The organism is Brevundimonas sp. (assembly GCF_046299535.1).
Lineage (GTDB): Bacteria > Pseudomonadota > Alphaproteobacteria > Caulobacterales > Caulobacteraceae > Brevundimonas.
This window is the reverse complement of the sequence record NZ_JBKBIB010000004.1, coordinates 41,892-67,547: the sequence shown is the minus strand read 5'-3', so window position 1 is coordinate 67,547 and position 25,656 is coordinate 41,892. Positions and strand designations below refer to the sequence as shown.

Annotated in this window: 26 protein-coding genes, 1 tRNA gene and 1 other RNA gene; 20 read left to right on the top strand and 8 right to left on the bottom strand. The window is 67.4% G+C overall.

The window, feature by feature from the left end; translation table 11 throughout:
• Window positions 1-7: 7 nt before the first annotated feature.
• Window positions 8-1,510, top strand: coding sequence for a hypothetical protein (locus ACK4FB_RS04485; protein ID WP_409748266.1), 1,503 nt, complete (start codon window positions 8-10; stop codon window positions 1,508-1,510).
• Window positions 1,511-1,528: 18 nt separating this feature from the next.
• On the opposite strand, the gene arsH is transcribed toward ACK4FB_RS04485, so the two are convergent.
• From arsH to ACK4FB_RS04460, 5 genes are read right to left on the bottom strand one after another with little or no spacing between them, the layout of a single operon-like run.
• Complete coding sequence (gene arsH / locus ACK4FB_RS04480) at window positions 1,529-2,275, bottom strand: arsenical resistance protein ArsH (RefSeq protein ID WP_409748263.1); 747 nt, start codon at window positions 2,273-2,275, stop codon at window positions 1,529-1,531.
• Window positions 2,272-2,706 carry an arsenic resistance N-acetyltransferase ArsN2 gene (gene arsN2, locus ACK4FB_RS04475; protein ID WP_409748260.1) on the bottom strand — a complete coding sequence of 145 codons (435 nt, stop codon included), beginning with the start codon at window positions 2,704-2,706 and terminating at the stop codon, window positions 2,272-2,274. The genes arsH and arsN2 overlap by 4 nt, the downstream gene beginning before the upstream one ends.
• A complete protein-coding gene (arsB, locus tag ACK4FB_RS04470; protein ID WP_409748257.1) occupies window positions 2,706-3,794 on the bottom strand; it encodes an ACR3 family arsenite efflux transporter in 1,089 nt (362 codons plus the stop codon). Before arsB ends, arsN2 begins: the two co-directional genes overlap by 1 nt.
• Complete coding sequence (gene arsC, locus ACK4FB_RS04465; RefSeq protein WP_409748567.1) at window positions 3,794-4,216, bottom strand: arsenate reductase (glutaredoxin); 423 nt, start codon at window positions 4,214-4,216, stop codon at window positions 3,794-3,796. Before arsC ends, arsB begins: the two co-directional genes overlap by 1 nt.
• Before the next feature lie 2 nt (window positions 4,217-4,218).
• Window positions 4,219-4,557 (bottom strand): ArsR/SmtB family transcription factor, encoded by a 339-nt coding sequence (locus tag ACK4FB_RS04460; protein WP_409748254.1) that lies wholly within the window; start codon window positions 4,555-4,557, stop codon window positions 4,219-4,221.
• Between the two features lie 399 nt (window positions 4,558-4,956).
• Between ACK4FB_RS04460 and ACK4FB_RS04455 the strand changes: the two genes are divergently transcribed.
• Genes ACK4FB_RS04455 through ACK4FB_RS04430 form a run of 6 tightly spaced genes read left to right on the top strand, consistent with a single transcriptional unit; the run spans window position 4,957 to window position 10,937 of the window.
• Entirely contained in the window at window positions 4,957-5,580 is a 624-nt protein-coding gene (locus ACK4FB_RS04455; RefSeq protein ID WP_409748251.1) for a hypothetical protein, read from the top strand.
• Window positions 5,577-6,803, top strand: a complete 1,227-nt coding sequence (locus tag ACK4FB_RS04450; protein ID WP_409748248.1) for a DUF4350 domain-containing protein — start codon at window positions 5,577-5,579, stop codon at window positions 6,801-6,803. The genes ACK4FB_RS04455 and ACK4FB_RS04450 overlap by 4 nt, the downstream gene beginning before the upstream one ends.
• Window positions 6,790-7,746 carry an AAA family ATPase gene (locus ACK4FB_RS04445; protein WP_409748246.1) on the top strand — a complete coding sequence of 319 codons (957 nt, stop codon included), beginning with the start codon at window positions 6,790-6,792 and terminating at the stop codon, window positions 7,744-7,746. The genes ACK4FB_RS04450 and ACK4FB_RS04445 overlap by 14 nt, the downstream gene beginning before the upstream one ends.
• A complete protein-coding gene (locus tag ACK4FB_RS04440; protein ID WP_409748245.1) occupies window positions 7,743-9,059 on the top strand; it encodes a DUF58 domain-containing protein in 1,317 nt (438 codons plus the stop codon). Before ACK4FB_RS04445 ends, ACK4FB_RS04440 begins: the two co-directional genes overlap by 4 nt.
• The gene (locus ACK4FB_RS04435; RefSeq protein ID WP_409748243.1) at window positions 9,056-10,066 is read left to right on the top strand and encodes a stage II sporulation protein M; all 1,011 of its coding nucleotides are present in this window, start codon (window positions 9,056-9,058) and stop codon (window positions 10,064-10,066) included. Before ACK4FB_RS04440 ends, ACK4FB_RS04435 begins: the two co-directional genes overlap by 4 nt.
• Window positions 10,056-10,937 (top strand): RDD family protein, encoded by an 882-nt coding sequence (locus ACK4FB_RS04430; RefSeq protein ID WP_409748241.1) that lies wholly within the window; start codon window positions 10,056-10,058, stop codon window positions 10,935-10,937. The genes ACK4FB_RS04435 and ACK4FB_RS04430 overlap by 11 nt, the downstream gene beginning before the upstream one ends.
• Before the next feature lie 4 nt (window positions 10,938-10,941).
• Here the strand turns inward: ACK4FB_RS04430 and ACK4FB_RS04425 are convergent, their stop codons facing one another.
• Together ACK4FB_RS04425 and ACK4FB_RS04420 are read right to left on the bottom strand one after the other, a co-directional pair.
• The gene (locus ACK4FB_RS04425) at window positions 10,942-11,904 is read right to left on the bottom strand and encodes a hypothetical protein (RefSeq protein WP_409748239.1); all 963 of its coding nucleotides are present in this window, start codon (window positions 11,902-11,904) and stop codon (window positions 10,942-10,944) included.
• A gap of 381 nt (window positions 11,905-12,285) precedes the next feature.
• Window positions 12,286-12,358: transfer RNA gene (locus tag ACK4FB_RS04420), tRNA-Ile, on the bottom strand.
• A gap of 196 nt (window positions 12,359-12,554) precedes the next feature.
• Between ACK4FB_RS04420 and ACK4FB_RS04415 the strand changes: the two genes are divergently transcribed.
• The gene (locus ACK4FB_RS04415; protein ID WP_409748237.1) at window positions 12,555-13,346 is read left to right on the top strand and encodes an SIMPL domain-containing protein; all 792 of its coding nucleotides are present in this window, start codon (window positions 12,555-12,557) and stop codon (window positions 13,344-13,346) included.
• Between the two features lie 117 nt (window positions 13,347-13,463).
• Here ACK4FB_RS04415 and panD read toward each other — a convergent pair whose 3' ends face one another.
• A complete protein-coding gene (gene panD / locus ACK4FB_RS04410; protein ID WP_409748236.1) occupies window positions 13,464-13,820 on the bottom strand; it encodes an aspartate 1-decarboxylase in 357 nt (118 codons plus the stop codon).
• Between the two features lie 209 nt (window positions 13,821-14,029).
• Between panD and sppA the strand changes: the two genes are divergently transcribed.
• The 12 genes from sppA to mraY all read left to right on the top strand — a co-directional run bounded on the left by sppA (window position 14,030) and on the right by mraY (window position 25,654).
• Entirely contained in the window at window positions 14,030-15,805 is a 1,776-nt protein-coding gene (sppA, locus tag ACK4FB_RS04405; RefSeq protein ID WP_409748234.1) for a signal peptide peptidase SppA, read from the top strand.
• A gap of 125 nt (window positions 15,806-15,930) precedes the next feature.
• Window positions 15,931-16,263, top strand: coding sequence for a hypothetical protein (locus ACK4FB_RS04400; protein ID WP_409748232.1), 333 nt, complete (start codon window positions 15,931-15,933; stop codon window positions 16,261-16,263).
• A gap of 43 nt (window positions 16,264-16,306) precedes the next feature.
• On the top strand, window positions 16,307-17,074 hold the full coding sequence (locus ACK4FB_RS04395; protein ID WP_409748230.1) for an N-acetylmuramoyl-L-alanine amidase: 768 nt from the start codon (window positions 16,307-16,309) through the stop codon (window positions 17,072-17,074).
• Entirely contained in the window at window positions 17,071-17,490 is a 420-nt protein-coding gene (locus tag ACK4FB_RS04390; RefSeq protein ID WP_409748228.1) for a DUF6678 family protein, read from the top strand. The genes ACK4FB_RS04395 and ACK4FB_RS04390 overlap by 4 nt, the downstream gene beginning before the upstream one ends.
• Window positions 17,491-17,523: 33 nt before the next feature.
• Window positions 17,524-17,896, top strand: an RNA gene (rnpB, locus tag ACK4FB_RS04385) — RNase P RNA component class A.
• A 267-nt stretch (window positions 17,897-18,163) separates the two neighbouring features.
• Complete coding sequence (locus ACK4FB_RS04380) at window positions 18,164-18,640, top strand: division/cell wall cluster transcriptional repressor MraZ (protein ID WP_409748226.1); 477 nt, start codon at window positions 18,164-18,166, stop codon at window positions 18,638-18,640.
• A complete protein-coding gene (gene rsmH / locus ACK4FB_RS04375; protein WP_409748224.1) occupies window positions 18,637-19,593 on the top strand; it encodes a 16S rRNA (cytosine(1402)-N(4))-methyltransferase RsmH in 957 nt (318 codons plus the stop codon). Before ACK4FB_RS04380 ends, rsmH begins: the two co-directional genes overlap by 4 nt.
• The gene (locus tag ACK4FB_RS04370; protein ID WP_409748222.1) at window positions 19,590-19,946 is read left to right on the top strand and encodes a cell division protein; all 357 of its coding nucleotides are present in this window, start codon (window positions 19,590-19,592) and stop codon (window positions 19,944-19,946) included. The genes rsmH and ACK4FB_RS04370 overlap by 4 nt, the downstream gene beginning before the upstream one ends.
• Window positions 19,943-21,670: a peptidoglycan D,D-transpeptidase FtsI family protein gene (locus ACK4FB_RS04365; protein WP_409748220.1), complete on the top strand. Its 1,728-nt coding sequence runs from the start codon at window positions 19,943-19,945 to the stop codon at window positions 21,668-21,670. The genes ACK4FB_RS04370 and ACK4FB_RS04365 overlap by 4 nt, the downstream gene beginning before the upstream one ends.
• Window positions 21,667-23,112: a UDP-N-acetylmuramoyl-L-alanyl-D-glutamate--2,6-diaminopimelate ligase gene (locus tag ACK4FB_RS04360; protein WP_409748218.1), complete on the top strand. Its 1,446-nt coding sequence runs from the start codon at window positions 21,667-21,669 to the stop codon at window positions 23,110-23,112. The genes ACK4FB_RS04365 and ACK4FB_RS04360 overlap by 4 nt, the downstream gene beginning before the upstream one ends.
• Window positions 23,112-24,542, top strand: coding sequence for a UDP-N-acetylmuramoyl-tripeptide--D-alanyl-D-alanine ligase (murF, locus tag ACK4FB_RS04355; protein WP_409748216.1), 1,431 nt, complete (start codon window positions 23,112-23,114; stop codon window positions 24,540-24,542). The genes ACK4FB_RS04360 and murF overlap by 1 nt, the downstream gene beginning before the upstream one ends.
• Window positions 24,542-25,654 (top strand): phospho-N-acetylmuramoyl-pentapeptide-transferase, encoded by a 1,113-nt coding sequence (mraY, locus tag ACK4FB_RS04350; protein WP_409748214.1) that lies wholly within the window; start codon window positions 24,542-24,544, stop codon window positions 25,652-25,654. Before murF ends, mraY begins: the two co-directional genes overlap by 1 nt.
• Window positions 25,655-25,656: the final 2 nt, after the last annotated feature.

Genomic DNA, 25,656 nt, shown 5'->3' with positions numbered 1-25,656 from the left:
GCTGGAAATGAAAAAGCCCATCTTCACCCCCGCCCGCGTCACCCTCGCCGCCGCCGTTTCGGGCATGGCCCTGATGGGGCTGGAGGGCCTGGCCGACAGCCCGGCCAGCGCCCAGACCGCCGCCAGGGTGGAAAGCCAGACCCGGCCAAATTTCGGCATCCTGCTGGATCCCCCCACCCGCACCCGCGCCCGGCCCCAGAGGCGGTGGAGCTATCGCGATCATCGGCAGGCCCGGCCCGGCTACGGCTACGGTCCCGGCTACCCCCTGCCGCCGGTTGCGAGCGAACAGGTCGTCATGATCGACTGCGGCGGCAATCCGGGTTCGGGCGGGCTGGAGCATGCGGTCGCCCGCGTCGCGCCGGGCGGGACCCTGCTCATCCGGGGGCGTGGCGGCGCCTGCGTGGGCTGGCTGAACATCGACAAGCCCATGACCATCATGGGCGACGCCGGGTTTGACCGCCGCGACTGGGACCGGCAGCCGCCGGCCACCATCCAGGCGCCGGACGGCCTGCCCTGCATGACGGTGTCTCCGGGGGTGCGAGTCGAGGTGCGCGACATCGTGTTCGAATCCCGCAACGCCGGGCAAGCCGCCTGCGTAGTCGGCTACGGCGCCCAGCTGATCTTCGACCGCACCGGCTTCAGACACGGCGGGGACGAGCCGGCCATCCATGCGGATGGCGGGACGCTGGACATCCGCAACAGCGTCATCGAGGCTCACACCATCGCCCCGGCCATCGTCGCCGATGGCGCAGGCGTCACGGCCTATGAAGTGGACATCACCCACGCCCAGGCAGGCATGGAGGTCATACCCGGTGCGGGCCAGACGGCGCAGATCACCCGCGTCAGCATGAAGGGCACCGAGTCGCCGAACAATTTCGGGCCCAGGTCCATCGGCCTGATGGTCCGCTCGGGCCGCAACTACGGCCGGGTCATTGTCGAGGGCTCGCGCATCTGCGGCTATGTGGAAGGGGTGGCCATCGAAGGCGCCTCGGTGGAGGTGCGCGACAGCCGCATCTGCCGCGCCGACAAGGGCGTTGTGCTCTACAATGGCGAGCTCGTGCTGAGCGGCAGCCGCGTGCGCGCCGACACCCTGGGCGTGGCCGCCGCCTCGGGCCGGGCGGTGATCACCGACAATGTCTTCGCCGGGGTACGCCAGCTGGTCTTCGCCGAGCAGCGCGCCTCCGTCGAGGAGAGCGGCAACCGGGTCTGGTCCAGTCACGACATCTGCCGGCCCCAGTTCCAGCCCCGGTACAGGGATCGCTACGCCTTCACCCCGGCCCGGGGCCAGTCCTGGCAGTGCCAGTACGACCCCTATCCCCGCGACTGGTGGGCCCAGGACGACGGCTGGTACGGCGATCCCTATCAGAACTACGCCTGGGGTCTGGACGGCTGGGATCGCTACAATCAGGGCTATGGTTGGTACGACCAGAGCGGCCGCTACATCTATGACGACCGGTATGTGGGTGACGCGCGCTGGAGTCAGGGCGGCCGCCGCGGCTGGGGGTGGTAGGTTTCAGCCCAAGGCGGATTAACCCAGCGCGCCCTTTGCCAGGACGGCGGCGTCGTCCACCCGCGTCCCGGCCGCCTTGCGCTCGGAATAGCGGTCCACCAACCCTTGCGCGTGGGGCCGCGTCAGGACGGTGAAGCGCACCAGCTCCTCCATCACGTCCACGATCCGATCGTAATAGGCCGAGGGCTTCATGCGGCCCGCCTCGTCGAACTCCTGCCAGGCCTTGGCCACGCTGGACTGGTTGGGGATGGTGATCATGCGCATCCAGCGGCCCAGCAGACGCATGGTGTTGACCGCGTTGAAGGACTGCGAGCCGCCGGACACCTGCATCACCGCCAGGGTCCGCCCCTGCGTCGGGCGCACCCCGCCCATGTTCAGGGGGATGTGGTCGATCTGCAGCTTCATCAGGCCCGAGACCTGACCATGCCGCTCGGGGCTGGACCAGACCATGCCCTCGGACCACAGGGCGTGTTCGCGCAGTTCGTGCACCGCCGGATGGTCGTCGCCCGGGATCTGGTCGGTCAGGGGCAGATCGGACGGGTCGAAGATGCGGGTCTCGCAGCCCATCAGTTGCAGCAGCCGCGCGGCCTCTTCCGCCGCCAGCCGCGAATAGGACCGCTCGCGCAGGGAGCCGTACAGCAGCAGGATGCGCGGCGGATGGTCCATCGGGCCCAGGCCCAGAGCGGGGCGTGTGTGGAGATAGTCCGGGTCCAGCGCCGGCAGATGATCCGGATCGGGCAGGGGGCGCAGGCGGGTGTGTGTCATGACGCCACCGACTTTGTCAGATAGGCGGCCGAGGCGGGACACAGGCTGGCGAATTCGCGGCTGGCGGCGATGGCGGCCGGCGCCGTCTCCCGGTCAGCGGCCTGATAGCCGTTGCGGGCGAAGAAGGGTGCGGCCGTTGTGGTCAGCAGGTGCAGCCGCTCGGCGCCGTCCTGACGGGCCTCGGCCTCCAGAGCCGCCAGAAGGGCCCGGCCCAGACCCTGACCCCGGCGGGCGGGCGCCGTAACCACGGAGCGGATCAGCCGGTCAGGCCCATGTCCCTCCAGGCCGCCGAATCCCACCAGGCCCTGCTCATCGACGAAGCGATGGAAACGGCGGTGCGGCTGGTTCAGATCCTCGGTGGGCAGGCGTTCGGCGCTCAGGGCGGCGACCAGATCGGCGTCCTGCCCGGTGACGGGTTCGGCGGTCAGCATCAGCGGGCCTCCTTCGGCGGGGCCGTGTCGGGGAACCAGCGACGGCCCATCCACAGGGCCACCGACACCAGCAGGATCAGCACGGGCACCTCCACCAGCGGGCCGATCACGGCGGCGAAGGCGACCGGGCTGGCCAGGCCGAAGGCGGCGATGGCCACGGCGATGGCCAGCTCGAAATTATTCGACGCGGCGGTGAAGGCCAGGGCGGTCGTGCGCGGATAGTCCGCCTCGATCAGCTTGCCCATCAGGAAACTCACCACGAACATGACCAGGAAATAGATGGTCAGCGGCACGGCGATGCGCAGGGCGTCCAGCGGCAGGGCCGCCACGTCGGAACCCTTCAGGCTGAACATGGCCAGGATGGTGAACAGCAGGGCGATCAGGGTGATCGGCCCGATGCGCGGAATGAAGCGGGTCTCGTACCAGTCCTCTCCCTTGCGGGCGACAAGCATGCGCCGCGTCAGGTATCCGCCCAGGAACGGCACGCCCAGATAGATCAGCACGGCGCCGGCGACGGTCCAGATGCTGATGTCGATGACGCTGCCCTCAAGCCCGAACAGGGGCGGCAGGACGGTCAGGAACAGCCAAGCGTACAGGCTGAAGAACAGGATCTGGAACACTGAGTTGAACGCCACCAGCCCGGCCACATACTGGTTGTCGCCGCGCGCCAGCTGGTTCCAGACCAAGACCATGGCGATGCACCGAGCCAGGCCGATCAGGATGACCCCGGTCATGTACTCCGGATAATCGCGCAGGAAGATCACGGCGAGGGCGAACATCAGCACCGGCCCCAGCACCCAGTTCTGGAACAGGGACAGGGCCAGCACCCGCTTGTCGGCGAACACCCGGGGCAGGGCCTCGTATTTCACCCGCGCCAGGGGCGGATACATCATCAGGATCAGGCCGATGGCGATGGGGATGTTGGTGGTGCCCACCGACAGGCTTTCCAGCCAGACGGGCAGGCCGGGGATCAGTGATCCCAGCGCCACGCCCGCCAGCATGGCGGCGAAGATCCACAGGGTCAGCCAGCGGTCGAGGAACGACAGGCGGCGCGGCGGGCCCTGATCCTGAACGACAGTGTCGACCATCAGCGCACCCGGTTTCCGGCCTCGTCGATGATGACCTCGCCGTCTTCCTTGACGAAAGGCTTCAGGGTCACGCCGGGCAGCAGGTCCAGCACCGCCTCGGACGGGCGGCACAGCTTGACGCCCGTCGGCGTGACCACGATGGGCCGGTTCAGCAGCACCGGGTGCGCCTCCACCGCATCCAGCAACTGCTCGTCGCTGAGGCTCTCGTCATCCAGTCCCAGCTCGGCCCAGGGCGTGCCCTTCTGGCGCAGCACGTCGCGCAGGGGCGCCCCCATGCGGGCCACCATGTCGGCGATCAGGGCGCGGGCGGGCGGGGTCTTCAGATACTCCACCACATGGGGCTCGATCCCCAGATGGCGGATCAGGGCCAGGGTGTTGCGCGAGGTTCCGCAGGCGGGATTGTGATAGATGACGACGTCCATGATCAGTCCGATACGCATGGGTTCAGTTCGGCCATGAGCGGCCGGCAAAGGTCGGCGCGCCCGCCGCAGCAGTCCTTGAGCAGATAGAGCACGAGCCCTGTCACGCGCTCGAAGGCCACGCGATAGACGATGGAGCGGCCGCGCCGCTCGCCCTGCACCAGACCGGCGTGGGACAATACGTTCAGATGGGCCGACAGGGTGTTGGCCGGGACTGCCAGCGCCTGGGCCAGATCCCCCGCCGCCAACCCCTCGGGCTCATGCGCCACCAGCAGACGGAACGCCTCCAGCCGCGTGGGCTGGCCCAGGGCGGCGAGAGCGGTGAGGGCGTCTTCTGATTCCATGTTTCCAGAATAATAGAATTAATGTGAGCCGCAAGTCTGTCGGGACCACTTAAGCCTGGCTCATCTGTTCACTGATAAAGGCGCACAGATCTTCCGGCGACCACTTAGCCGACCACTTAAGGGCGCCTCAGTCGCGTTCTGGCCAGCCGCTCGCCGCCAAAGACAGGTCAGCGCCAGAACCGGACATTGTCGCTGCGCCCGAAATGCGACATTCAGCTCGGTCGATCGGCTGCATGAAGACCGCGTTCCGGGCGCGTGGCCAGGACGGCCTTTGGATCCATGCGGCGCTTGCCCCGTCACATCCTCAGCGCGCCAGAAACCAGCGCGACACGCTCTCTGGTTGACTCGTTGCGACAGCCCGGTATGCCTTGACCGTTCGCTTGCACGTGGTTCTGCCAGATGTACAGGGCCTCGCCCCCCGATGAAGAGCTTGCGCAAGCGCACGCGCGACTGCTGAAGGATCAGTCCCTGCAGTTCGACCGGGGGAGCTTCACCCCGCCGGAAGTTCCGGCTTGGCTGCGCTGGATTCCCGACGCCCTCGACGCCATAGCCCCCCTGCTGAAATGGGCGTTCTGGATCGGCCTCATTCTGTTGGCCGGCCTGATCCTGTTCGCGATTGGCCGAGAGATTGTTCGCCTGCGCCGGCCGCCGTCCAGGCCCAAAAAGCCCAAGGCGCTCGTCGCAGAGGAATGGCGACCGGACGCCCAGGCGGCGAAGGATTTGCTGGCCGACGCCGATGCCCTCGCCGCACGCGGCCTTTATGCCGAGGCCGCCCATATCCTGTTGCTGCGCAGCGTTCAGGACATCGAGAAACGCCAGCCGAACGCCGTGCGTGTGTCGCTCACGACCCGCGAAATCATGGCCTTGAAGGCGCTGCCCGATACGGCGCGGCCCGCCTTTTCAAAGATTGGACGAACCGTCGAACACAGTCTGTTTGGCGGCGCGCCGGTCGACTCCGACGCCTTCGCCGAATGCCGCCAGGCCTATGAAGCGTTCGCCTTGCCTGACGCGTGGGCCCGATGACACGATCCGCCCAAACCGGATACAGCGCATTTTCACCTCTTGTGGTGATCGTGGTCGCCCTGGTCGGGGTGGTGACCTTTGCCGGACTGGGGATCCTGTCAGCCTATGCGCCGGAGCTCCGCTCTGGAAACAATGGCGGCAACCACGCCCTTTCACGCGCCGCCACGGGGTTCGGCGCATTGCCCCCATTGCTGCGCGAACTCGGCGAACCGGTTCTGCTGAGCCGTGGCGCCCTGACGGAGGCTTCAAACGAGAGTCTTCTGGTTCTGACGCCCGTCGGCCGGCCGGCCGCGGACCGGATCGAGGACATCGAACACGGCGGCGCGACCCTGATCGTCCTGCCCAAATGGATCACGGCCCCCGATCCGGCCCACGCCGGCTGGGTCAGAACAATCGGCGCGAACCCGGCAGATGCAGCCCTCTCCGCCCTTCCGGACGACTTGCGTCAGGGCGCCGGTCTGGTGGAGCGCGAGGGGCGTGAACGGATCGTCCTGCGCCGCCCCAATGGCGCCGCCTTCGGCGCGCCCGTCGAGATCGAGGGCCTGCGCACCCTGTCCGGCGAGGGCTGGATTCCCGTCGTGACGGATGAGACCGGCGCTCCGGTGATGGCGATGCATGCCGAGACAGGGACCTATGTCCTGACCGACCCGGATCTGATCAACACCCAGGGCCTGAAGACGCTGGAGGGCGCGCAGACCGCCGTGGCCCTTCTGGGGGTCATTCGGGCCCAGGGCGCCCCGGTGATCTTTGACCTGACCCTTCACGGCTTTCAGCGCACGCGAAGCCTGCTGCGGCTGATGCTCGAGCCTCCGCTTCTCGGCATGACGCTGGTCTTGGCGGCGCTTGCGGTCTTCGCCGGAATTCAGGCCGCGGTGCGCTTTGGTCCGACGCGCGAGACGGCGCGGGTCATCGCGCTCGGCAAGCGCGGTCTGGCTGACAACACCGCGGGACTGGTGCGGCTGGCGCGACGCGAACACCATCTGGCCACGCCCTATGCGCTGCTGATGCGCGCGGCCGTCGCGCGCGCCATCGGCGCGCCTCGCAGCCTCGACGATGAGCAGTTGAACGCGTTTCTCGATCGCGTCAGCCGCTCAACCGGTGCGACCGAAACCTATTCCGCCCTGGCCGATCAGGCGCGGACGGCCAGGACACCGGGCGACCTGATGCGGGTCGCCAACGCCCTCTATCGCTGGAACCAGGAGATGACACGTGCGCGTCAATGATGTGAAGCCCATCGCAGAGCGCATCCGCGCCGAAATCTCCAAGGCCGTGGTCGGCCAGGACGGCGCTGTGGACCTGCTTCTGACCGCCTTGTTCTGTGGCGGTCATGTGTTGCTCGAGGGGCCGCCCGGAACGGCCAAGACCCTTCTGGCCCAGAGCTTCGCCCGGGCGACCGGGCTGGACTACGGCCGCATTCAGTTCACGCCCGACCTGATGCCGGGCGACATCATCGGCTCCAACCTCTTCAACTTCCAGACGTCGAGCTTCACCCTGACGCGGGGGCCGATCTTCTGCGAGCTGCTGCTGGCGGACGAAATCAACCGAACCCCGCCGAAGACGCAGGCCGCCCTCCTCGAGGCCATGCAGGAGCGGCGCATCACCATTGATGGCGAGGCGCACGCCCTGAGCCCGCGCTTCACTGTCGTGGCCACCCAGAACCCGATCGAGCAGCAGGGCACCTACCCGCTGCCGGAGGCGCAGCTGGACCGATTTCTATTCAAGTATGTACTGGACTACCCCTCGCTCGAGCAGGAACGGTCAATCATCGCTGACCATGGCGCCCGGGTCGGGCAGATGGACCCTGTTGCCCTTGGCGTCGGCATCGCCGCGGACGCCGCAGCCATCACCGACATAAGCGAGGCCGTCGGCGCCGTCCGCCTGACCGAAGACGTGGTCACCTACATCGCCGATCTGGTTCGAGCGACGCGGGAGTCGGCGGATATCGACATCGGGGCCTCCCCCCGCGCCGGGGCGATGCTGGCGGGCGCGGCGCGCGCCCATGCGGCGCTGGACGGCCGCGACTACGTCATCCCGGACGATGTCAAAACGCTTGCCGTGCCCGCCCTGCGCCATCGCCTGGTCCTGTCCCCCGCCGCCGAGATCGAAGGGCGCCGTGTCGAGCAGGTGCTGGACGGCCTGGTCAATCAGGTGGCGGCGCCCCGGTGATCTATCCCACGCGACGAGCGGTTCTCCTGATGGTGGCGGGCGTTCCCGTCGCCCTGCTCGTCGGCGTGTTGGCTCCATCGGGCTGGCTGGCCGGTCCAGCCTGGATCGGCGCCGTTGTGTTGCTGACCGCTCTGGATGCGCTCTCAGCCGGATCCCGGGCCGCGCTCAACCTCGACGAACCCGAGCCGGTTCGTGCGGCCGTCGGAAGGCCCGGCCAGATCGACATGACGCTGCGTTTCGGCAAGAGGGGGCCGACGCCGAGGTCGCTTGACGCCGCCGTCTCGGGTGATTTGAGACTGGGTCTGGACGGGGTGACACGCCGCGGCAAGATCTCGGACCGCGCCTCTCGCGTGACGTTCCCATTCCTGCCCGAAAGGCGCGGCGCAGCGGCTGTCGAGGCCCTGTGGGTGAGATGGCACGGTCCGCTGGGACTGGCGTGGAAACAGAAGGTCTTCGCCCTGGGCCTGTCCGCGCCCATCCTGACGGACCTGCAGGGAGTGCGTGATCAGGCTGTTCGCCTGTTCGCTCGCGACGCCCTGTTCGGCGCCAAGACCCAACTGGAGCTCGGCGAGGGATCAGAGTTCCAGGCCCTGCACGACTATCAGGCCGGCATGGACCGGCGGGCCATCGACTGGAAGCAGTCGGCCCGTCACGCCGCGCTTCTGGCCAAGGAGTTCCGCACAGAGCGCAACCACAATGTCATCATGGCCCTGGATTGCGGTCGAGCGGCTTGCGAGCCTGTGGATGGCATGCCTCGCATCGACCGCTTCATTCATGCGGGGCTGCTGCTGTCCTGGGCCTGCCTCAGGTCTGGTGACCGGGCGGGGCTGTTCGCCTTCGATTCATCCCCACGTCTTTCCACCGGCGCGATCAGCGGGCCTGATGCCTTCCGCACCCTTCAGGCTGTGGCGGGACGTATCGACTACTCCCCCCACGAGACCAACTACACCCTCGCCCTGGCCACTCTCTCGGGCCAGTTGCAGCGCCGCTCCCTGGTGGTCGTGTTCACCGACTTCACGGATTCCACCGCCGCCGAGCTGATGATTGAGTCGCTCGGTCGCTTGTTGCGGCGCCATCTGGTGCTGTTCGTCGTGCTTCGCGACGAGGAACTCGAGGCGCTGGCCACAGCCAGCCCCGAACAGCCCGACGACGTGTCGCGCGCCGTCGTGGCCGGAACGCTTCTGCGTGAGCGCGAGGCCGTGGTGGCGAGACTACGGCGCATGGGCGCCCATATCGTCGACACGCCGGCCGACCGCGTCGGCCCCGAAGTGGTCAACGCGTATCTGGATCTCAAACGCAGGGATTTGCTGTGACCGATCATCGCCCTTCCCCCCTGCTGAAAAGTCAGCGCTTCCGCCAGGCGCGCGAAGAGGACTGGCGACGGCTGGAGAGACTTATGGACAAGGCCGAGAAGGGCTCGGCCGCCAAGCTGACCGACGCCGAAATTCTCGCCATTCCGGTGCTGTATCGCTCGACGTTGTCGGCCCTCTCTGTCGCGCGAGAAACCTCGCTTGACCAGGGACTGATCGAGTATCTGGAAACCCTCGCCACACGCGCCTACTTCTTCGTCTACGGGTCCCGGGCGACGCTCCAGGACCGGCTGAGCGACTTCTTCAGCAGCGGCTGGCCTTCCGCTGTGCGCAGCCTCTGGCGCGAGACCCTGATCTCCGCCGCCTTGATGGCCCTGGGCGCGATCGTGGCCGGGTGGCTGGTGGTGCACGAGCCCGAGTGGTTTTACGCATTCGTACCCGCCGAACTCGCCGGCGGCCGCGACCCTGGCGCGTCCACAGAGACGCTCAGGGCCACCCTCGGCGGGCACGACAGCGCAGACGGCCTGTCGGCGTTCGCCGCCTTTCTGTTCACCCATAACGCCCAGGTGGCGCTGCTCGCCTTTGCTCTGGGGTTTGCGCTTTGCCTGCCGACAGGCCTGCTCATCCTCTATAATGGCGCGACCCTGGGCGCCTTCGTTGCCTTGTTTGCAACGCGGGGTCTGGGGGTGGAGCTCGGCGGCTGGTTGCTCATCCACGGTGTGACAGAGTTGTTTGCGGTGATCCTGGCCGGCGCGGCCGGGCTGCGCATCGGTTGGGCCGTGGCTTTTCCCGGCTCGAGAGGGCGACTGGACGCGGCCATGGAGGCGGGGCGAACCGCTGGTGTGGCCATGGCGGGGGTTGTCGTCATGCTGATGCTCGCGGGCCTGCTGGAGGGCTTCGGTCGCCAGCTGATCTCCGACACGGGATTGCGCTATGCGGTTGCAGGCGCCTCGGGCCTGATCTGGGCCGTCTATTTCTATGCGCCTCGCGCGGCCCGTCATGCGCGCTGAAACCCTGGACAGACGCGGGACGACGCGCTCTCTGGTCACACCCGAGGGCGTGGACCTGCGCGTGAACATCGGCGACGCAGGTCAGCGAGCCGCAGCCTTCCTGCTGGATGCCGGCATCATCATCGGCGTGCTGATCGCCATGTCGGTGGCGGCCCTGTTCATGGGCATCGGCGCTGTCGGAGCTGGCGGCCGGGCGGGCTTCGAGCTCATGTACGTGATCTGGTTGCTGGTCTTCTTCCTGCTCCGGAATTTCTATTTCACCGCCTTTGAACTGTCAGCCAGCGCGGCGACGCCGGGCAAGCGGGCCATGGGCCTCCGCGTCGCTTCCCGGGACGGGGGGCGACTGAGGGCCGAGTCGGTTTTCGTCCGGAACGCCTTGCGGGAGCTGGAGGTCTTTCTGCCGCTGTCCCTGCTCTTCTCACGCGGGGGCGGCGGCGGCGTGGACAGCTGGATGTATCTGCTGGCGTTCGTCTGGTGCGCGATCTTCGTGTTCTTCCCCCTGTTCAACCGCGAGCGTCTGCGCGTGGGGGATCTGGTGGGCGGAACCTGGGTCGTGCGCGCGCCCCGTCGCAAGTTGACCCGGGACATGGCCGACGAGAGTGCAGACCGCGTGGCCGTCTACAACTTCACCCCCGCCCAGGTCGACGTTTACGGCGCCAAGGAACTGCATGTGCTCGAGTCCGTGCTGCGTCAGAATGATCGCAAGACCCTGCGCGCCGTAGCCGACCGCATCGCGGCCAAGATCGGCTGGGTCCGCCATCAGGACGAAGCGGACCGGGACTTTCTTGCAGCCTATTACGCCGCTCTGCGGGGACGGCTCGAGCAACGCATGCTCATGGGCGTCCGTCGCCGCGACAAGCACGACGTCTGAAGCGTCAGTCGAAGACCTCGGCCAGGCTTTCGGGCCCCGCGCCTTCCTTGACCGTGCGTAGTTCGTAATACAGCGACGCCACGCCCGCTGAAGCGATCACCCCTGACAGCACATTGACGACCGGTCCGGAGAGAAGGTTGATCCACAGGTTGGGCCCGCCGCCGTCGATCCATGAGCCGCCGGCGGCGACGCTGACGGCCGCGATCGCCACACCCAGGATCCAGGTCAGCAGGATATAGATGACGAGCAGGCCGAACACGTTCCACCGATAGCCTCGCGTGAGGTCCCGGCTTCGCTGAAAGCTCTCCAGCACACCCCGTTTCTCGACGACGACCGCAGGGGCGGCCACCGACCACAGGACGGCCAGGATGACGCCCGGCACGATGAGCAGAAGGAAGGCGAACCCCATGCCCAGACTGGCCAGGATCCCGAGCCCCAGCAACGGAAAGAACGCCCTCACGCCGACGCCCAGAGCGTCGCTCAGGCCTGTCTTCTTGCCGTTGAAGCCGTCCACTGCCGCCTTGACCGCTGTCCCCTGCAGCATGAAGAAGCCGATCAGGTAGAGCAGGGAGCCAAGGCCGACGAAAATAAAGCCCGTCCTTGTCGAATCGTCGCTCCAGAAAAACGTCTGGCCCACGGCTGACAAGGTGCTCGGCAGACCGACCAGCACGAGCGAGGCGACGAGCAGCACCAGCCAATTGTCCCGGATCGACCCGAAGGTCCGGCTGACCACACGGCCCAGATCAAATGCACCCTGGGTCGAGGCGGCGCCGCTCTCGCTGGACTGCAGGATGAAGATTTCCCCGGGCTTGCCATCCTCAGTGGGGCTGAAATCGACCCGCTGCCCCTTGCGGGGTGTAAGTCCGGCATGGACGGCCGTGGCCGGGAACAGATAGCGATTTCCGTCGTCGCCCATGATCGCAACCATTCGGGTGGCTGCATCAAAGGTCAGAATTTCACCGCGCATGTCTCGCTCCCTCTCGTGCCACGACACTATTGAAGAGAGATTCGCACGACGCACGCACGCATTTCATGGCGGCAGGCCAACTTCCAATGCATCGGCGAGTTGCCGCTCCAAGCTCGCTCCTGCTCCCCATGGCTGAAGTGCTCCATCGCCTTCGCCCACGGAATGTTCAGGGGAGTGATGGCGCACATCCGCGCTCCCTCATCGCCGCAATCGGGCGGGGCAGACTGGCCGAACCAGCAAGCTCCAAAAGAAGACGTTGCGCACCGCCGCTTTGAGCCCGAGGCAGACATTCCCGGGTGATGCGGAGTCGAGCCGACTACCCCTTGAGCCGCTCTTGAGTGGTTTTCAGGCGGTTCCAAGTGGTCCCGACACAGCCGCCGGTAGGCGCGGAGGGACTCGAACCCCCAACCAGACCGTTATGAGCGGTCGGCTCTAACCATTGAGCTACGCGCCCGCCGTGGCGGAGCGGACTGGCTAGCAGGCCGGGCGGTCATGGGAAAGCCTGCAACATTACCTTGATGCAGGGCTTGATGAATGGAACCTGCACCGTGGGCCTGTGCGTTCATTCAGGCGCAAAAGGCCAAGGTTCGGCCACGGCTGGGGCGCACGCTCCTGCCGGACGCACAACAGGATGCTCCGAAGGAGACACCATGCCTCGCTTTTCCGCCCGCGCGGTCGCCATGCCCCGCCACAACCTGCCCCTGATGCTGGGCGCCGCCGTGCTCGCCGCCGGCGCGGTCATGACCGCCGCCCCGGCCCTGGCCCAACAGGCCGCGCCCGCCAACCAGACCATTCTGGTCCAGCCCGAGACCCCGACCCTGAACCTGTCGGCCTACGGCGAGGTGCGCGCTGCGCCAGACAAGGCCATGATCACCTTCGGCGTCCAGACCGAGGCGACCACGGCGGCCGAGGCCATGGCCCAGAACCGCACCCGCATGAACCAGGTGATGCAGGCCCTGCGCCGGGCCGGGATCGAGGAGCGGTACATCCAGACCTCGGGCCTGAACCTGTCGCCGCAGTATGATTATGTGCAGAACGAGCCGCCCCGCCTGCGCGGCTATCAGGCCATCAACCGGGTGACCGTCGAGATTCGTGATCTGGACCGGGTCGGCTCAACCGCCGACGCCGTGGTGAACGCCGGAGTCAACCAGATCGACGGCATCAGCTTTGGCCTGATCAACCCGCAACAGGCCGAGGACCAGGCCCGCATGGCCGCCGTCCAGGCGCTGCAGGCCAGGGCCAATCTGTACGCCAACGCCCTGGGCGTGCGCCTGGCCGGCATTCGCAATCTGTCCGAGGGCGGCGGCTATTCGCCCCAGCCGCCCCAGCCCATGTTCGCCCGCACGGCCATGGCCATGGACAGCGCCGAAAGCACCAGCGTGGCGCCCGGCGAACTGACCGTTCGCGTCAATATCAGCGGCGTCTACGACATCGTGCGGTAAGGCTGGCCGCCAGACAGCAAAAAGGCCCGCCATCCGGCGGGCCTTTTCAATTGTGCGCCAAGATCGCGCTCAGGCAGCGAGCGTCCGCGACGCGCGTGTTAGCGCATCAAAGAATAATCAGGCCGCATCCTTGATGTGATTGCCGTCGTCCAGCAGCACCACATTGGGCGTATAGTTGCGGGCCTGTTCGGCGGGCAGCTGGCCATAGGTGACGATGATCACCTTGTCCTTCTTCTGCACCAGACGGGCGGCGGCGCCGTTGACGCCGATGACGCGGGAGCCGCGCGGCGCCTCGATGGCGTAGGTGGTGAAGCGCGCGCCGGTGGTGATGTTCAGCACATCCACCTGCTCGTGCGGATAGATCTCGGCGGCGTCCAGCAGGTCGCGATCAATGGCGATGGAGCCCTCGTAGTCGAGATCCGCCTGGGTCACCGTCGCGCGGTGCAGCTTGGATTTCATCAGGGTGACCAGCATGGGGAGCTCCGGCCTCCTATGTCCGTGAGCGGGGGCACGTCCCCCGTTGATGCGCCGCATATAGGGGTTTCGGCGCCCGTCTTCAATCAGGACTGCGGCGGTGCAGCATGACGTTCGCGCGTTACGGGACGTTCATTTGACGGTGACGGGTCAGGCTCTATGGTCGCCTGTGGGCCATTTCGGCCAAACGGTGATTTCTCAGGACTCCGATGAAGCAGTTCGCTTTGACCATCGCTGGCGTATTTGTCGGCCTTCTGTTGTTCTTCATTGGAATTCCGCTGCTTCTGATCGCGTCCGCCGCCGGCTCTGCCAAACCCGTGGTGCCCGCCCAGGCGGTGCTTGAGGTGGACCTGCGCGGCGGTCTGACCGACCAGGCGCCCACCAATCCCTTCGCCGGGTTCGGCGGGTCGGGTCTGTCCGTGATGCGCGTCGTGGACGTGCTGGCGCAGGCCCAGGACGACGACCGCATCAAGGTGGTGCTGGTGCGTCTGCCCGAAAGCGGCATGACCCCGGCCTCCGCCGATGAATTGCGGCAGGCGATCCACCGCTTTCGTGACACCGGCAAGGTGGTGATCGCCCATTCCCAGGGGTTGATGCCTCTGGGCGCCGTTGTCTCGACCTATATGCTGGGAGCCTCCGCCGACCAGTTCTGGATGCAGGAGAACGCCAGCTTCCAGGCCACAGGCCTGGCGTCCGAAGAAATCTTCTTCGGACGGGCCTTCGAGCGCTACGGCGTGCGCGCCGATTTCGAGCAGCGCTATGAATACAAGAACGCCGTCAACAGCTTCACCCAGAGCGATTTCACCGAAGCGCACCGCGAGGCGGCCGAAAGCTGGATGGGGTCCATCTACGACAGCGCCCTGGCCAATGCGGCCCACGACCGGAACATGGAGCCGGACGCCCTGCGTCAGGCCATCGAATCCGGCCCTCATACGCCTGCGCGCGCCCAGGCGCTGGGGCTGGTGGACAACACCGGCGGCGTCCAGCAAGCCGAAATCGAGGCGCGGCGTCGCGCCGGCGACAACGGCCGGATCATCCGCTTTTCCGAATACGCTTCCGCTGTGGGCCAGCGAAACGGTTCAGGGCGCAACGCCATCGCCATCGTGGGCGGCGAGGGCGCCATCCTGACGGGGCGCAGTTCGGCCGATCCGTTCGGCGCCGGATCCATGATGAGTTCTGACGATATCGCCCGCGCCATCCATGACGCTATCGACGACCGTTCGGTGCGCGCCATCGTCTTCCGGGTTTCTTCTCCCGGCGGGTCTCCCGAGGGCTCCGAACAGATTCTCGACGCGGTCCGCGCGGCCAAGGCGGCGGGAAAGCCGGTGGTGGTCTCCATGGGCGCCTACGCAGCCTCGGGCGGGTACTGGATTTCATCGGAGGCGTCCGCGATTGTGGCCCAGCCCTCCACCCTGACCGGCTCCATCGGCGTGTTCGGGGGCAAATTCGTGCTGGGCGATGCGCTGGGGCGCTTTGGCGTGGACGTGCGCGGGCTGACCGTCGGCGGCGAGTACGCTGACGCCTTCGCCACCGATCGCCCCTTCAACGCCGGAGAGCGAGCCGCCTTCGCCGCCTGGATGGATCAGGTGTATGAGGACTTCGTGACCCGCGTGTCAGCCGGCCGCAACCTGCCCCCCGCCCGGGTGCGGGAGATTGCGCGCGGCCGCGTCTGGACCGGAGCCCAGGCCCATGAGCTTGGCCTGGTGGACGAACTCGGCGGCATTCATGAAGCCATCAGGCGGGCCAAAATCCTCGCCGAGATCCCCGAGGACGAGGCCGTGCGCTTCCGCCGGTATCCGCGACCCCGGTCGACCTGGGAAGCGCTCGGTGAAGCGTTCGGCTCCTCCAGCGAGGCGGCCGAGACGCTGGTTCGCCTCGGCGCGGTCATGGACGATCCCGACGTTCAGGCCGTCATGGCCCGCGCCCGCGCCGAGCGCATGCGCTCCGAGGGCGCCGTGATCATGGCGGACCAGCCGCTGCGCTGACACTCACCTGTGAGGGGATGTCGCATTGACGGCGTCCCCCCGGGGACCGACATTGAGGTTCGTGCGTTGAGCAGGATCACAGCCTTTTTCAGTGATCATTCATGACGGCGTCGCCAAGGTAGCTCATGACCCAATTCCAGACCCGCTTCACCCGTATCGGTTTTTCCACGCGTCCCGCGCGCGGGACGGGTCTGATGGGCTTGGTCATGTGGCTGGGCGGTATGATCGCCGCCGGCATCGCCGTAACCATCGGCGCGCTGCTGGCGATTTTTACCGCCGCCGCTGTGGCTGTGATCGCCCTTGTGGCCGGCGTGGTCATGTTCCTCACCGGCTTCGCCATGCGCGCCCGTCGCTCGGCCCGCGCCCGCACCGCTGCAGCGGGGCCGAACGGCGTGATCGAGGCCGAGAAGGTGGGCGACACCTGGGTGGCCCACGGCTGGGAACGCCAGGGGCGCTGACGCCCCGCTTTCCATCGCGCGCGGTCCGGTCGAATATGGCCCCATGACCGCCCTCGACTTCATCGACGCCCCGACTCCCAACACCGACGCCCGGCGCGCCCCGCCGGACATGATCCTTCTGCACTATACCGGCATGCAGACCGGTCCCGAGGCGCTGGACCGCCTGCGCGATCCCGAGGCGCGCGTCTCGGCCCATTATGTGGTGGAGGAGGACGGCCGGGTGTTTCGTCTGGCCCCCGAAGAGCGCCGCTGCTGGCACGCGGGCGTGTCGTGGTGGAAAGGCGAGTCGGACATCAACGCCGCCTCCATCGGCGTCGAGATCGTCAACCCTGGTCACGAATGGGGCTATCGCGCCTTTCCGGAGGTCCAGATACAGACGGTGATTGCGCTCCTCGCGGACATCCGCTCGCGCTGGACCATTTCCGACCACCGCATTCTGGGCCATTCCGACGTGGCCCCGCGCCGCAAGACCGATCCCGGGGAACTGTTCCCGTGGAGGCGTCTGGCCGAGGCGGGGCATGGACTGTGGTTCGAGCCGGCCGCCGAACGCATCGCCGCCCTCGGCCCGCCGCTGGGTCCCGGCGACGAGGGGCTGGGCGTGCACGTGCTGCAGGCCGGCCTGCACCGCTTCGGCTACGAGCCCGCGCCGTCGGGGACCTATGATGAGGACACCCGTATCGTGGTGGCGGCGTTCCAGCGTCACTGGCGGCCCGAAAAGGTTGACGGGATCGCCGACGGCGAGACCCGCGCGCGCCTGATGGGCCTGCTGCAACTGGCTCAGGTCGAGAGCGTGACGGGCGTGCTGCCGTGAATCCGACGCTGGAGCAGCAACGTCAGGCAGTGCGCCGGGAGGTGGAGCGGCGGAACCTCGCCTCGTTCATGAACGCCACCAAATGGCGAGAACTGAGGGATGCGGTGCTGAACGAACTGCCGTTCCCACCCATGTTCCAGATGCAGCCGATTCTGGGGCCCCGCTTCGACCCATATCCGCCGTATGTGCCAGGCCACTACGGTGGCTGGGACCACGACCTGGAGCCGTTCTGGCATGTGGAGTGGGTCCAGGTGCGGCCGCGGTATGAACGGGGAAGGGGCGTCCTCGTCACGCCGGTGATCGAGGACTGCTCGGAACAGTTTCGCGCCATTCTGGACCGGCTGAACGTTCCCTATGCGGAACGGGGTCAGGATTTCTGGATATATGGCTATGCCGAAACGGCACCCGCTGATTGACGCCCGTCCCTGTTCGGCCCATCTGTCGCCCTGCCAGACGGCCGGACGGTCGCGGCGGGGTTCGCCCCGTCGAGGAAAGTCCGGGCTCCACGGTGAAAAGGCGGCGGATAACTTCCGCCCGGGGCGACCCGAGGGACAGCGCCACAGAAAGCAAACCGCCTTCTTCGGAGGGTAAGGGTGAAAGGGTGGGGTAAGAGCCCACCGCGTCTTCGGCAACGAGGGCGGCATGGCAAGCCCCGCCTGGAGCAAGACCGAATAGGGACGTCGCGCGGCTTCGGCCGCAGGGCTCACCGCCTGGGACGTCCGGGTAGGTCGCGAGAACCGGTCAGCAATGGCCGGTCCAGAGGAATGATCGTCGCCGTCTTTCGAGGCGGAACAAAACCCGGCTTACAGGCCGTCTGGCATTTCACCTCCATTAACCCTTTGGGCGCCCCTGTGGCGACCACAGTCATCCACAGGCTGTGAATACTTATGTGTTCTGTGAATGTTCTGGAAGTTAACAGAAGTGATCGCCCAAAACGGGCCTTCATGGTTAAGAAGTGTCAACTAATCCCATTGTCTCCCAACTGATCCCATGATACCCCATCCGTGAACCTGGGGAGGGTCGGCGTGGTGCCGGCCCGCATACGGCGACGGGTGTCGGGACGGATCGACGGATCCGAGGCGGGCAAGGGTGTTTCTCTCGACCTACGAGAAGCAACTGGACGCGAAACGACGCCTTCAGGCGCCGCAGGAGTTCCGCACCTCCGAAAACGGCGCCGCCACGGGCCTGTACTGCTTTCCCTCCATCGAGGCCGATTGCCTGGAAGCGGGCGGCGAGGGATTTGTGGCCGCCTATCGCGCCTTCATCGACAGCATCCCTTTCGGCGACCCGTTCCGCGCCGCCATGGAAAGCCAGTTCTACGGGGGTCTGAAGCAGCTCTCCTATGACACCGCAGGGCGCATCACCCTGACCGAGGCCCTGGTCGAGCGCGGGGGTCTGTCCGCCGACGTGGTCATGGTCGGCCTGGGCGATCGCTTCCAGATCTGGGACCGGGCCCGCTGGCGCGAGCATGAGGCCGAGCAGCGCAAGCTGGCCCAGCAGGCCATGCGCGAGATGGGCGAGGCGCGCCGCCGCGCCGCCCTGGCCGCGCGCGGGGAGGGCGGGTGATGACCTCTCCGCACGCTCCCGTCCTGCTGGATGAAGTGATCGAGGCGCTGGACCCGAAGCCGGGCGAGGTCATGGTCGACGCCACCTTCGGCGCCGGCGGATACACCCGGGCCATTCTGGCGTGCGGGGCGGCCGTGGTGGGCCTGGACCGCGATCCCACCGTTCGCGCTCACGCCGATGCGGTGGCCGCCGACTTCCCCGGCAAGTTCGAGTTGAGGCAGACGCCCTTCTCGGGCCTGTCCGCCGCCTTCGCGGAGACGGAGCATGAGCGCCTGGACGGCGCGGTGTTCGACATCGGCGTCTCGTCCATGCAGCTTGACCAGGCCGAGCGCGGCTTCTCCTTCATGCGTGACGGCCTGTTGGACGTGCGCATGTCCAGCGAAGGCGAGAGCGCCGCCGACATCGTCAACAGCTGGGACCACGGGCCGCTGGCCCATATCCTCAAGCTCTATGGCGAGGAGCGTCAGTCCGGTCGTGTGGCCACGGCCATCCTGCGCCGCCGCGTCGAGAAGCCCTTCACCCGCACCCTGGATCTGGCGGAAGTCGTGGAGAAAGCTCTGGGCGGGCGTCGCGGCGCCGCCATCCATCCGGCCACCCGCACCTTTCAGGCCCTGCGCATCGCTGTGAACGACGAGTTGGGAGAGCTGACCGCCGGTCTGGAGGCGGCCGAGGCGACCCTTGCGCCTGGCGGACGGCTGGCGGTGGTCACCTTCCATTCGCTGGAGGACCGCATCGTGAAGGCGTTTCTGACAGAGCGCACCGGAAACACGCCTGGCGGATCGCGCCACGCTCCGATGCAGATGGAAGCCCGGGCGCCCAGCTTCACCCTGTTGTTCAAGGGCGCCCGGGAGGCGGGTGAGGCGGAGCGCGCCGCAAACCCCCGCGCACGCTCCGCGCGTCTGCGCGCCGCGACCCGCACCGAGGCCCCGGCGTGGGGAAGGGCGGCGGCATGAGCGCGGCCCGGTCCTTTTTCGACTGGAAGGTGCGCGGCTTCCGCGTGGTCGAGATCATCGGCCTGGCCGTTCTCGCGGTCATCATCATGTCGGTCTATTTCGCCAAGGCCCAGGCCGCCCGCCAAAGCGCCGAAATCGACGGCCTGCACCAGGCCATCAGCAATGAACGCCAGCGGGTTCGTTTGTTGACCGCGGAGGCCGCGCGACTGGAAGAGCCCGGACGCCTTGAGGCCCTGTCGCGTCATGCCGGGCTGGAGCCGGTGTCCGTTGAGCAGCGCGCCGATCTGGATGGCCTGGACGCCCTGATGGGCGATGAGCATGCGCCGGAACTCGCTGCGGAGGCGGCGCAATGAGTTCGGTCGAGCCGCGCCATATCCCGTCAGCCGCGCCCTCATGGCGCTGGCTGACCACTCTGATCTGGTGGATTGAGCACGCCTTCGAGCGGGCCAAGGCGGATCAGCGGCCGGAAGAGGACACCCGCGTCCGCATCGCCCTGATGTTCATTGTCTTTGCGCTGCTTTTCACCGCCCTGGTAGCGGGCGCGGGTCATGCCGCCCTGTTGTCGGGCGGGGCGGGTGTGGGCGGCTGGCGGTCGGGACCGGTGCTGGCGCGCGGCGATCTGACCGACCGCAACGGCAGTCTGCTGGCGAGCAACATTCGTCACTATGGGCTCTATGTGGACCCGGCCGAGGTCTGGGACCGTGAGGCGGCTCTGGGCGCCATGACCGCCGCCCTGCCGCGCCTGCCGCGCCAGCGTCTGCGGGATGCGCTTTACGGTGACCGTCGCGTTGTGGTCATGAACGGCCTGACGCCTCCCGAGCGGGCCGCGCTCCGCGATCTGGCGTTGGGGGGCGTGTATTTTGAGGCCGAGAACGGTCGGGCCTATCCGCTGGGCGCCTCTGCAGCTCATGTGATCGGTTTCGCGGGCGAGCGGGGCGTGACCGGCGCCGAGCTGGCGTTCGACCGCGAAATCCGTGAGGCGGGCCGCACCGGCGCGACGGTGCCCCTGTCCATTGACCTGCGGGTTCAGGCCGCGCTTGAGAACGAACTCTACGCCGCCGCCGCCGGGATGGGCGCGCGCGGTGCGGTGGGCATCGTCACCAATATCCAGACCGGCGAAGTCCTGGGTATGGCCAGTTGGCCTGAATACGACCCGAACCGTAGGGGCCAGTCCCAACCCGGCGAGATGAACCGCGTGGTCTCCGGCCACTACGAGATGGGGTCGGTCTTCAAGGCCTTCACCGTCGCCGCAGGCCTCGACACGGGTCAGGCGGACATGACCACGACCTTCGACGCCTCGGACCCGCTGCGCATCGGCAACCGCACCATCCGCGACTTCCACGCCCAGAACCGTGTGATGACGCTGGAGGAAGTCTTCCTGCATTCGTCCAACATCGGCACCTCGCGTCTGGCCATCGAGATGGGCGGCGACACCATGCGGCGCTATTTCCAGGACATGGGGCTGCTGGACGCCGCACCCATTGAGTTGCACGAGTCCGCCGCGCCGCGCCGCCCCGTGAACTGGTCCGACACGACTCTGGCCTCTCTCTCGTTCGGCTACGGCATCATGGTCACTCCGGCCCAGGCGGCTGCAGGCATGGGTGCGCTGCTGAACGGAGGCCGCTATGTGCCCCTGACCCTGCGCCCCGCCGACGGCCCCCATCCCGGCTTGCGTCGCGTGGTCAGCGAAGACACCTCTCGCCACATGCTGGAGCTGATGCGGGCCAATGTGGTGCGCGGTTCGGGTTCGCGCGCCGATGCGCCTGGCCTGCGTGTGGGCGGCAAGACCGGCTCGGCCAACAAGGTGGTGGGCGGCCGTTACGACCCCACTGTCGCTATCGGCACGTTCGCCGCCGTCTTTCCCACGGACGGACCGCTGGATGCGCCGCGCTACATGGTCTTCATCCTGATGGACGAGCCCCAGGGCTATCCGCGCACCGGCGGTTTCGTGGCCGCCCCGGTGGCCGGGCGGATCATCGACCGCATCGGTGGATTTGTGGGGATCGACCGCGCCGCAGATCGCTGGCGGGCTGCGGACGGTCGTCCGATCCCCCAGGCCGGGGAGGTCGCCCGGTGAGTGGAGTGCGCCTGTCCGAACTGCTACGCCGCGACGTCGGTCATGACCCGATCATTACCGGCGTGACCGCCGACAGCCGCAAGGTCGCGCCTGGAACTCTGTTCGCCGCAATACCCGGCGCATCCGCTGATGGCCGCGCCTTTATCCCCCAGGCTCTCTCGGCCGGCGCCGCCGCGATCCTGGCGCCCAGCGACACGCCGGGCGAGGCTGCTCCGGTGCTGGTGCCCTGCGGTGATGTAAGACGCTCGTACGCCCTGGCGGCTCGGGGCTTCTTCGGCGCCCAGCCGAAGACCTGCGTGGCGGTGACGGGCACCAACGGCAAGACGTCGGTCGCCGCCTTCTGCCGCCAGATCTGGACCTTGCTGGGTATCGAGGGCGCCAGCGTCGGCACCCTGGGCGTCTGGCACGGCGACCTCGCCCTGACCCGCGCCAGCCTCACCAGCCCCGATGCGGCGGATTCGGCCCGTATCCTGTCGAAGCTGGCCGCCCGCGGCGTCACCCATGTGGCGCTCGAAGCCTCGTCACACGGGCTGGATCAACGCCGTCTTGACGGGGTTACCCTCAAGGCTGCGGCCCTTAGCAACCTGACCCAGGATCATCTGGATTATCACGGCGACATGGCGACCTATCGCGACGCCAAATTGCGCCTTTTCGACACCCTGCTGCCGCGCGGCCGCACGGCGGTGCTGAATGCGGATTCGCCGGCCTATTCGGGTTTCGCATCCCACGGCCTGATGGCGGGCCTGTCCATCATGGGCGTGGGCCAGCGCGGTCGCGACCTGTGCTTGATCGCCAGCGACGCTGCCAGCGAGGGCCAGCGCCTGACCATTGATGCCCGTGGCGAGGTGTTTGAGCTCATGCTGCCGCTGGTCGGCGCCTTCCAGGCCTCCAACGCCCTGGTGGCGGCCGGACTGTGCATCGCGGCGGGCGAGGCGCCAGACCGGGTGCTGGCGGCGCTTGAGCATCTGCAGGGCGCAGAGGGCCGCATGCAACATGTGGCGAGCGCCCCCAATGGCGGCGACGCCTATGTGGACTACGCCCATACGCCCGACGGCCTGGAAACAGTCCTGACCTCCCTGCGGCCCCACGCCAGAGGACGGCTGATCGTGGTGTTCGGCTGTGGCGGCGACCGCGACCGGGCCAAGCGGCCCCTGATGGGAGCCATCGCTCAGAAGCTCGCGGACGTGGCCATCCTGACCGATGACAACCCGCGCTCCGAGGATCCCGCCGCCATTCGCGCCGACGCGAAGATCACGGCGCCCGACGCCATAGAGATCGGCGACCGGCGCGAGGCTATCCGCCACGCCCTGTCCATGATGCGCGACGGGGATGTGGTCGTGGTCGCCGGAAAAGGGCATGAACAGGGTCAGATCGTCGGCGGAATCACCCATCCCTTCGACGACGCCCAGGAAATCGCCGAGGCCCTGAAGGAAGACGCGTGATGCCCCAATCGTCGGGGAAAGACCCCCTCTGGACGGCCGTCGACATCGCCGTCGCCACGGGCGGCCGCATGGACGGCGCCGGGTTTCAGGCCCGGGGGGTCACCTTCAACAGCAAGGAAGTGGAGCCCGGCGACCTGTTCGTGGCGCTGAAGGGCGCGCGCGACGGCCATGAGTTCGTCGCCTCCGCCTTCGAGGCCGGCGCGGCGGGCGCTCTGGTCGAGCGGCCGGTCGAAGGGGGGGCCTGCATCGTCGTCCCCGATACGCTGAAGGCGCTGGAGGCCCTCGCCGCCGCCGCCCGCGACCGCGCCCCCCAGGTTCGGCGCGGCGTGGTGACCGGCTCGGTCGGCAAGACCAGCGTCACCCAGGCCATCAAGGCGGGCCTCGATCTGGCCGGTCCGGCCCATGCCTCGGTCAAGAGTTTCAACAATCACATCGGCGTACCGCTGACCCTCGCCCGCATGCCGGCGGACGTGGAGCGCGCCGTCTTCGAGATCGGCATGAACGCCCCGGGCGAGATTGCGCCCCTGTCCCGCATGGTCCAGCCCCACGCCGCCTGCGTCACCACGGTGGGGCCAGTCCACATCGAGGGCTTCACCGACGGCGAGAGCGGCGTGGCCAGGGAAAAGGCCGCTGTATTCCAAGGGCTCGGCCCGGGCGGGGTGGCGGTCGTCAACGGCGACAACGACTGGACGCCCATGCTGCGTCAGGCGGCCCTGCGGGCTGGCGCGCGGGTGGTCTGTTTTGGCTCACCGTCCGACGCTGACGCCCGGTTGATCGACTTTACGCCCAATCCGGACGGTGCGCGGGTCGAGGCGGAGATCTTCGGGCGTCGTCAGGTGTTCACGTTGAAACAGTCCGGGTTTCACTGGGGGCATAACAGCCTCGCCGTGATCCTGATGCTGGACGCCCTCGACGTACCGCTAGAGACGGCGCTTCAGGCACTGTCCGAATTCCAGCCGCTGGCCGGACGGGGGCAGAACAGGACCGTCCGCATTCGCGGCGGCTCTTTCCTGCTGATCGATGAGAGCTACAACGCCAACCCCCTGTCCATGCGGGCGGGCTTCCAGAGTCTGGGCGCGCGGCCCGTGGCGGCGGGCGGACGGCGCATTGTCGCCCTGACCGACATGCTGGAGTTGGGCGATCAGTCCCAGGCCCTGCACGCGGGGCTGGCCGAGACCATCGACGCGGCGGGGCTGGATCTGGTCCATACCGCCGGCGCGCAGATGAGGCGCCTGCATGACGCCCTGCGCCCCGAGCGCCAGGGGATCTGGCGTGAGAGCGCCGCCGATCTGGCGGAAGCCTTGGTCGAGGATGTGCGCCCCAACGACATCGTCATGGTCAAGGGATCGAACGGTTCAAAGGCTTCGGTCATCGCCGCGGCCCTGGCCGACATGGAGCGTCGTCACGACGCGGAAGAAAGCGCCGGCTGATGTTCTACCTGCTCTATCTCTATTACGCCGATATCGCTCAGGATTATCCCCTGCTGCATCTGGTCCAGTATCAGACGGTTCGGGTGGGCCTGGCCCTGGTGACGGCCCTGATCGTGGCCATCGCCATGGGTCAGCGGTTCATCGACTGGATGCGCGCGCGGCAGGGCAAGGGCCAGCCGATCCGCGCCGACGGCCCGGAAAGCCACGTCCTGACCAAACAGGGCACGCCGACCATGGGCGGGCTGATGATCCTGGCGGGCATAGCGGTGGGGGTTTTCCTGTGGGCGGACCTGACCAATCCCTACATCTGGATCGTCTCGCTGGTGACCGCAGCCTTCGGCATCCTGGGCTTCATCGACGACTACGCCAAGGTGACGAAACAGTCCTCGGCGGGGCTGACATCGAAGCAGAAGCTGGCGGCGCAGGTGGTCGTGGCGGCCGTCGCGGGCGTCCTGACCGTCGTCTGGATGCAGATATCGCCGACCTCGCCGGGGCTTGAGACGTCCATCGCCTTTCCGTTCTTCAAGGAGGTGCTGCTGAATATCGGCTGGTTCTATGTGGTTTTCGCCGCTGTCGTGATCATCGGCGCGTCCAACGCCGTGAACCTGACGGACGGCCTGGATGGCCTGGCGGTAGTGCCGGTTATGATGGCGGCGGCCGCCTTCGGGATCATCAGCTATCTGGTGGGCAATTTCCTGTTCTCGGAATATCTGCAGGTCCACCATGTGCCGGGCTCTGGCGAGCTGGCGATTTTCTGCGCCGCCATTATTGGGGGGGGCGTGGGCTTTCTCTGGTACAACGCCCCGCCCGCCAAGATCTTCATGGGCGATACCGGCTCGCTGGCGCTGGGCGGGGCGCTGGGCGCCATCGCCGTGGCCACGAAGCACGAAATCGTCCTGGCCATCGTCGGCGGCCTGTTCGTGGTCGAGGCGCTGTCGGTGATGATCCAGGTGGCCTACTTCAAAGCCACCGGAAGGCGCATCTTCCTGATGGCGCCGATCCACCACCACTTCGAGAAGATGGGCTGGGCCGAGTCGACCGTGGTGATCCGTTTCTGGATCGTGGCGGGCATGCTGGCCCTGATCGGCCTTTCCACCCTTAAGCTGAGATAGCC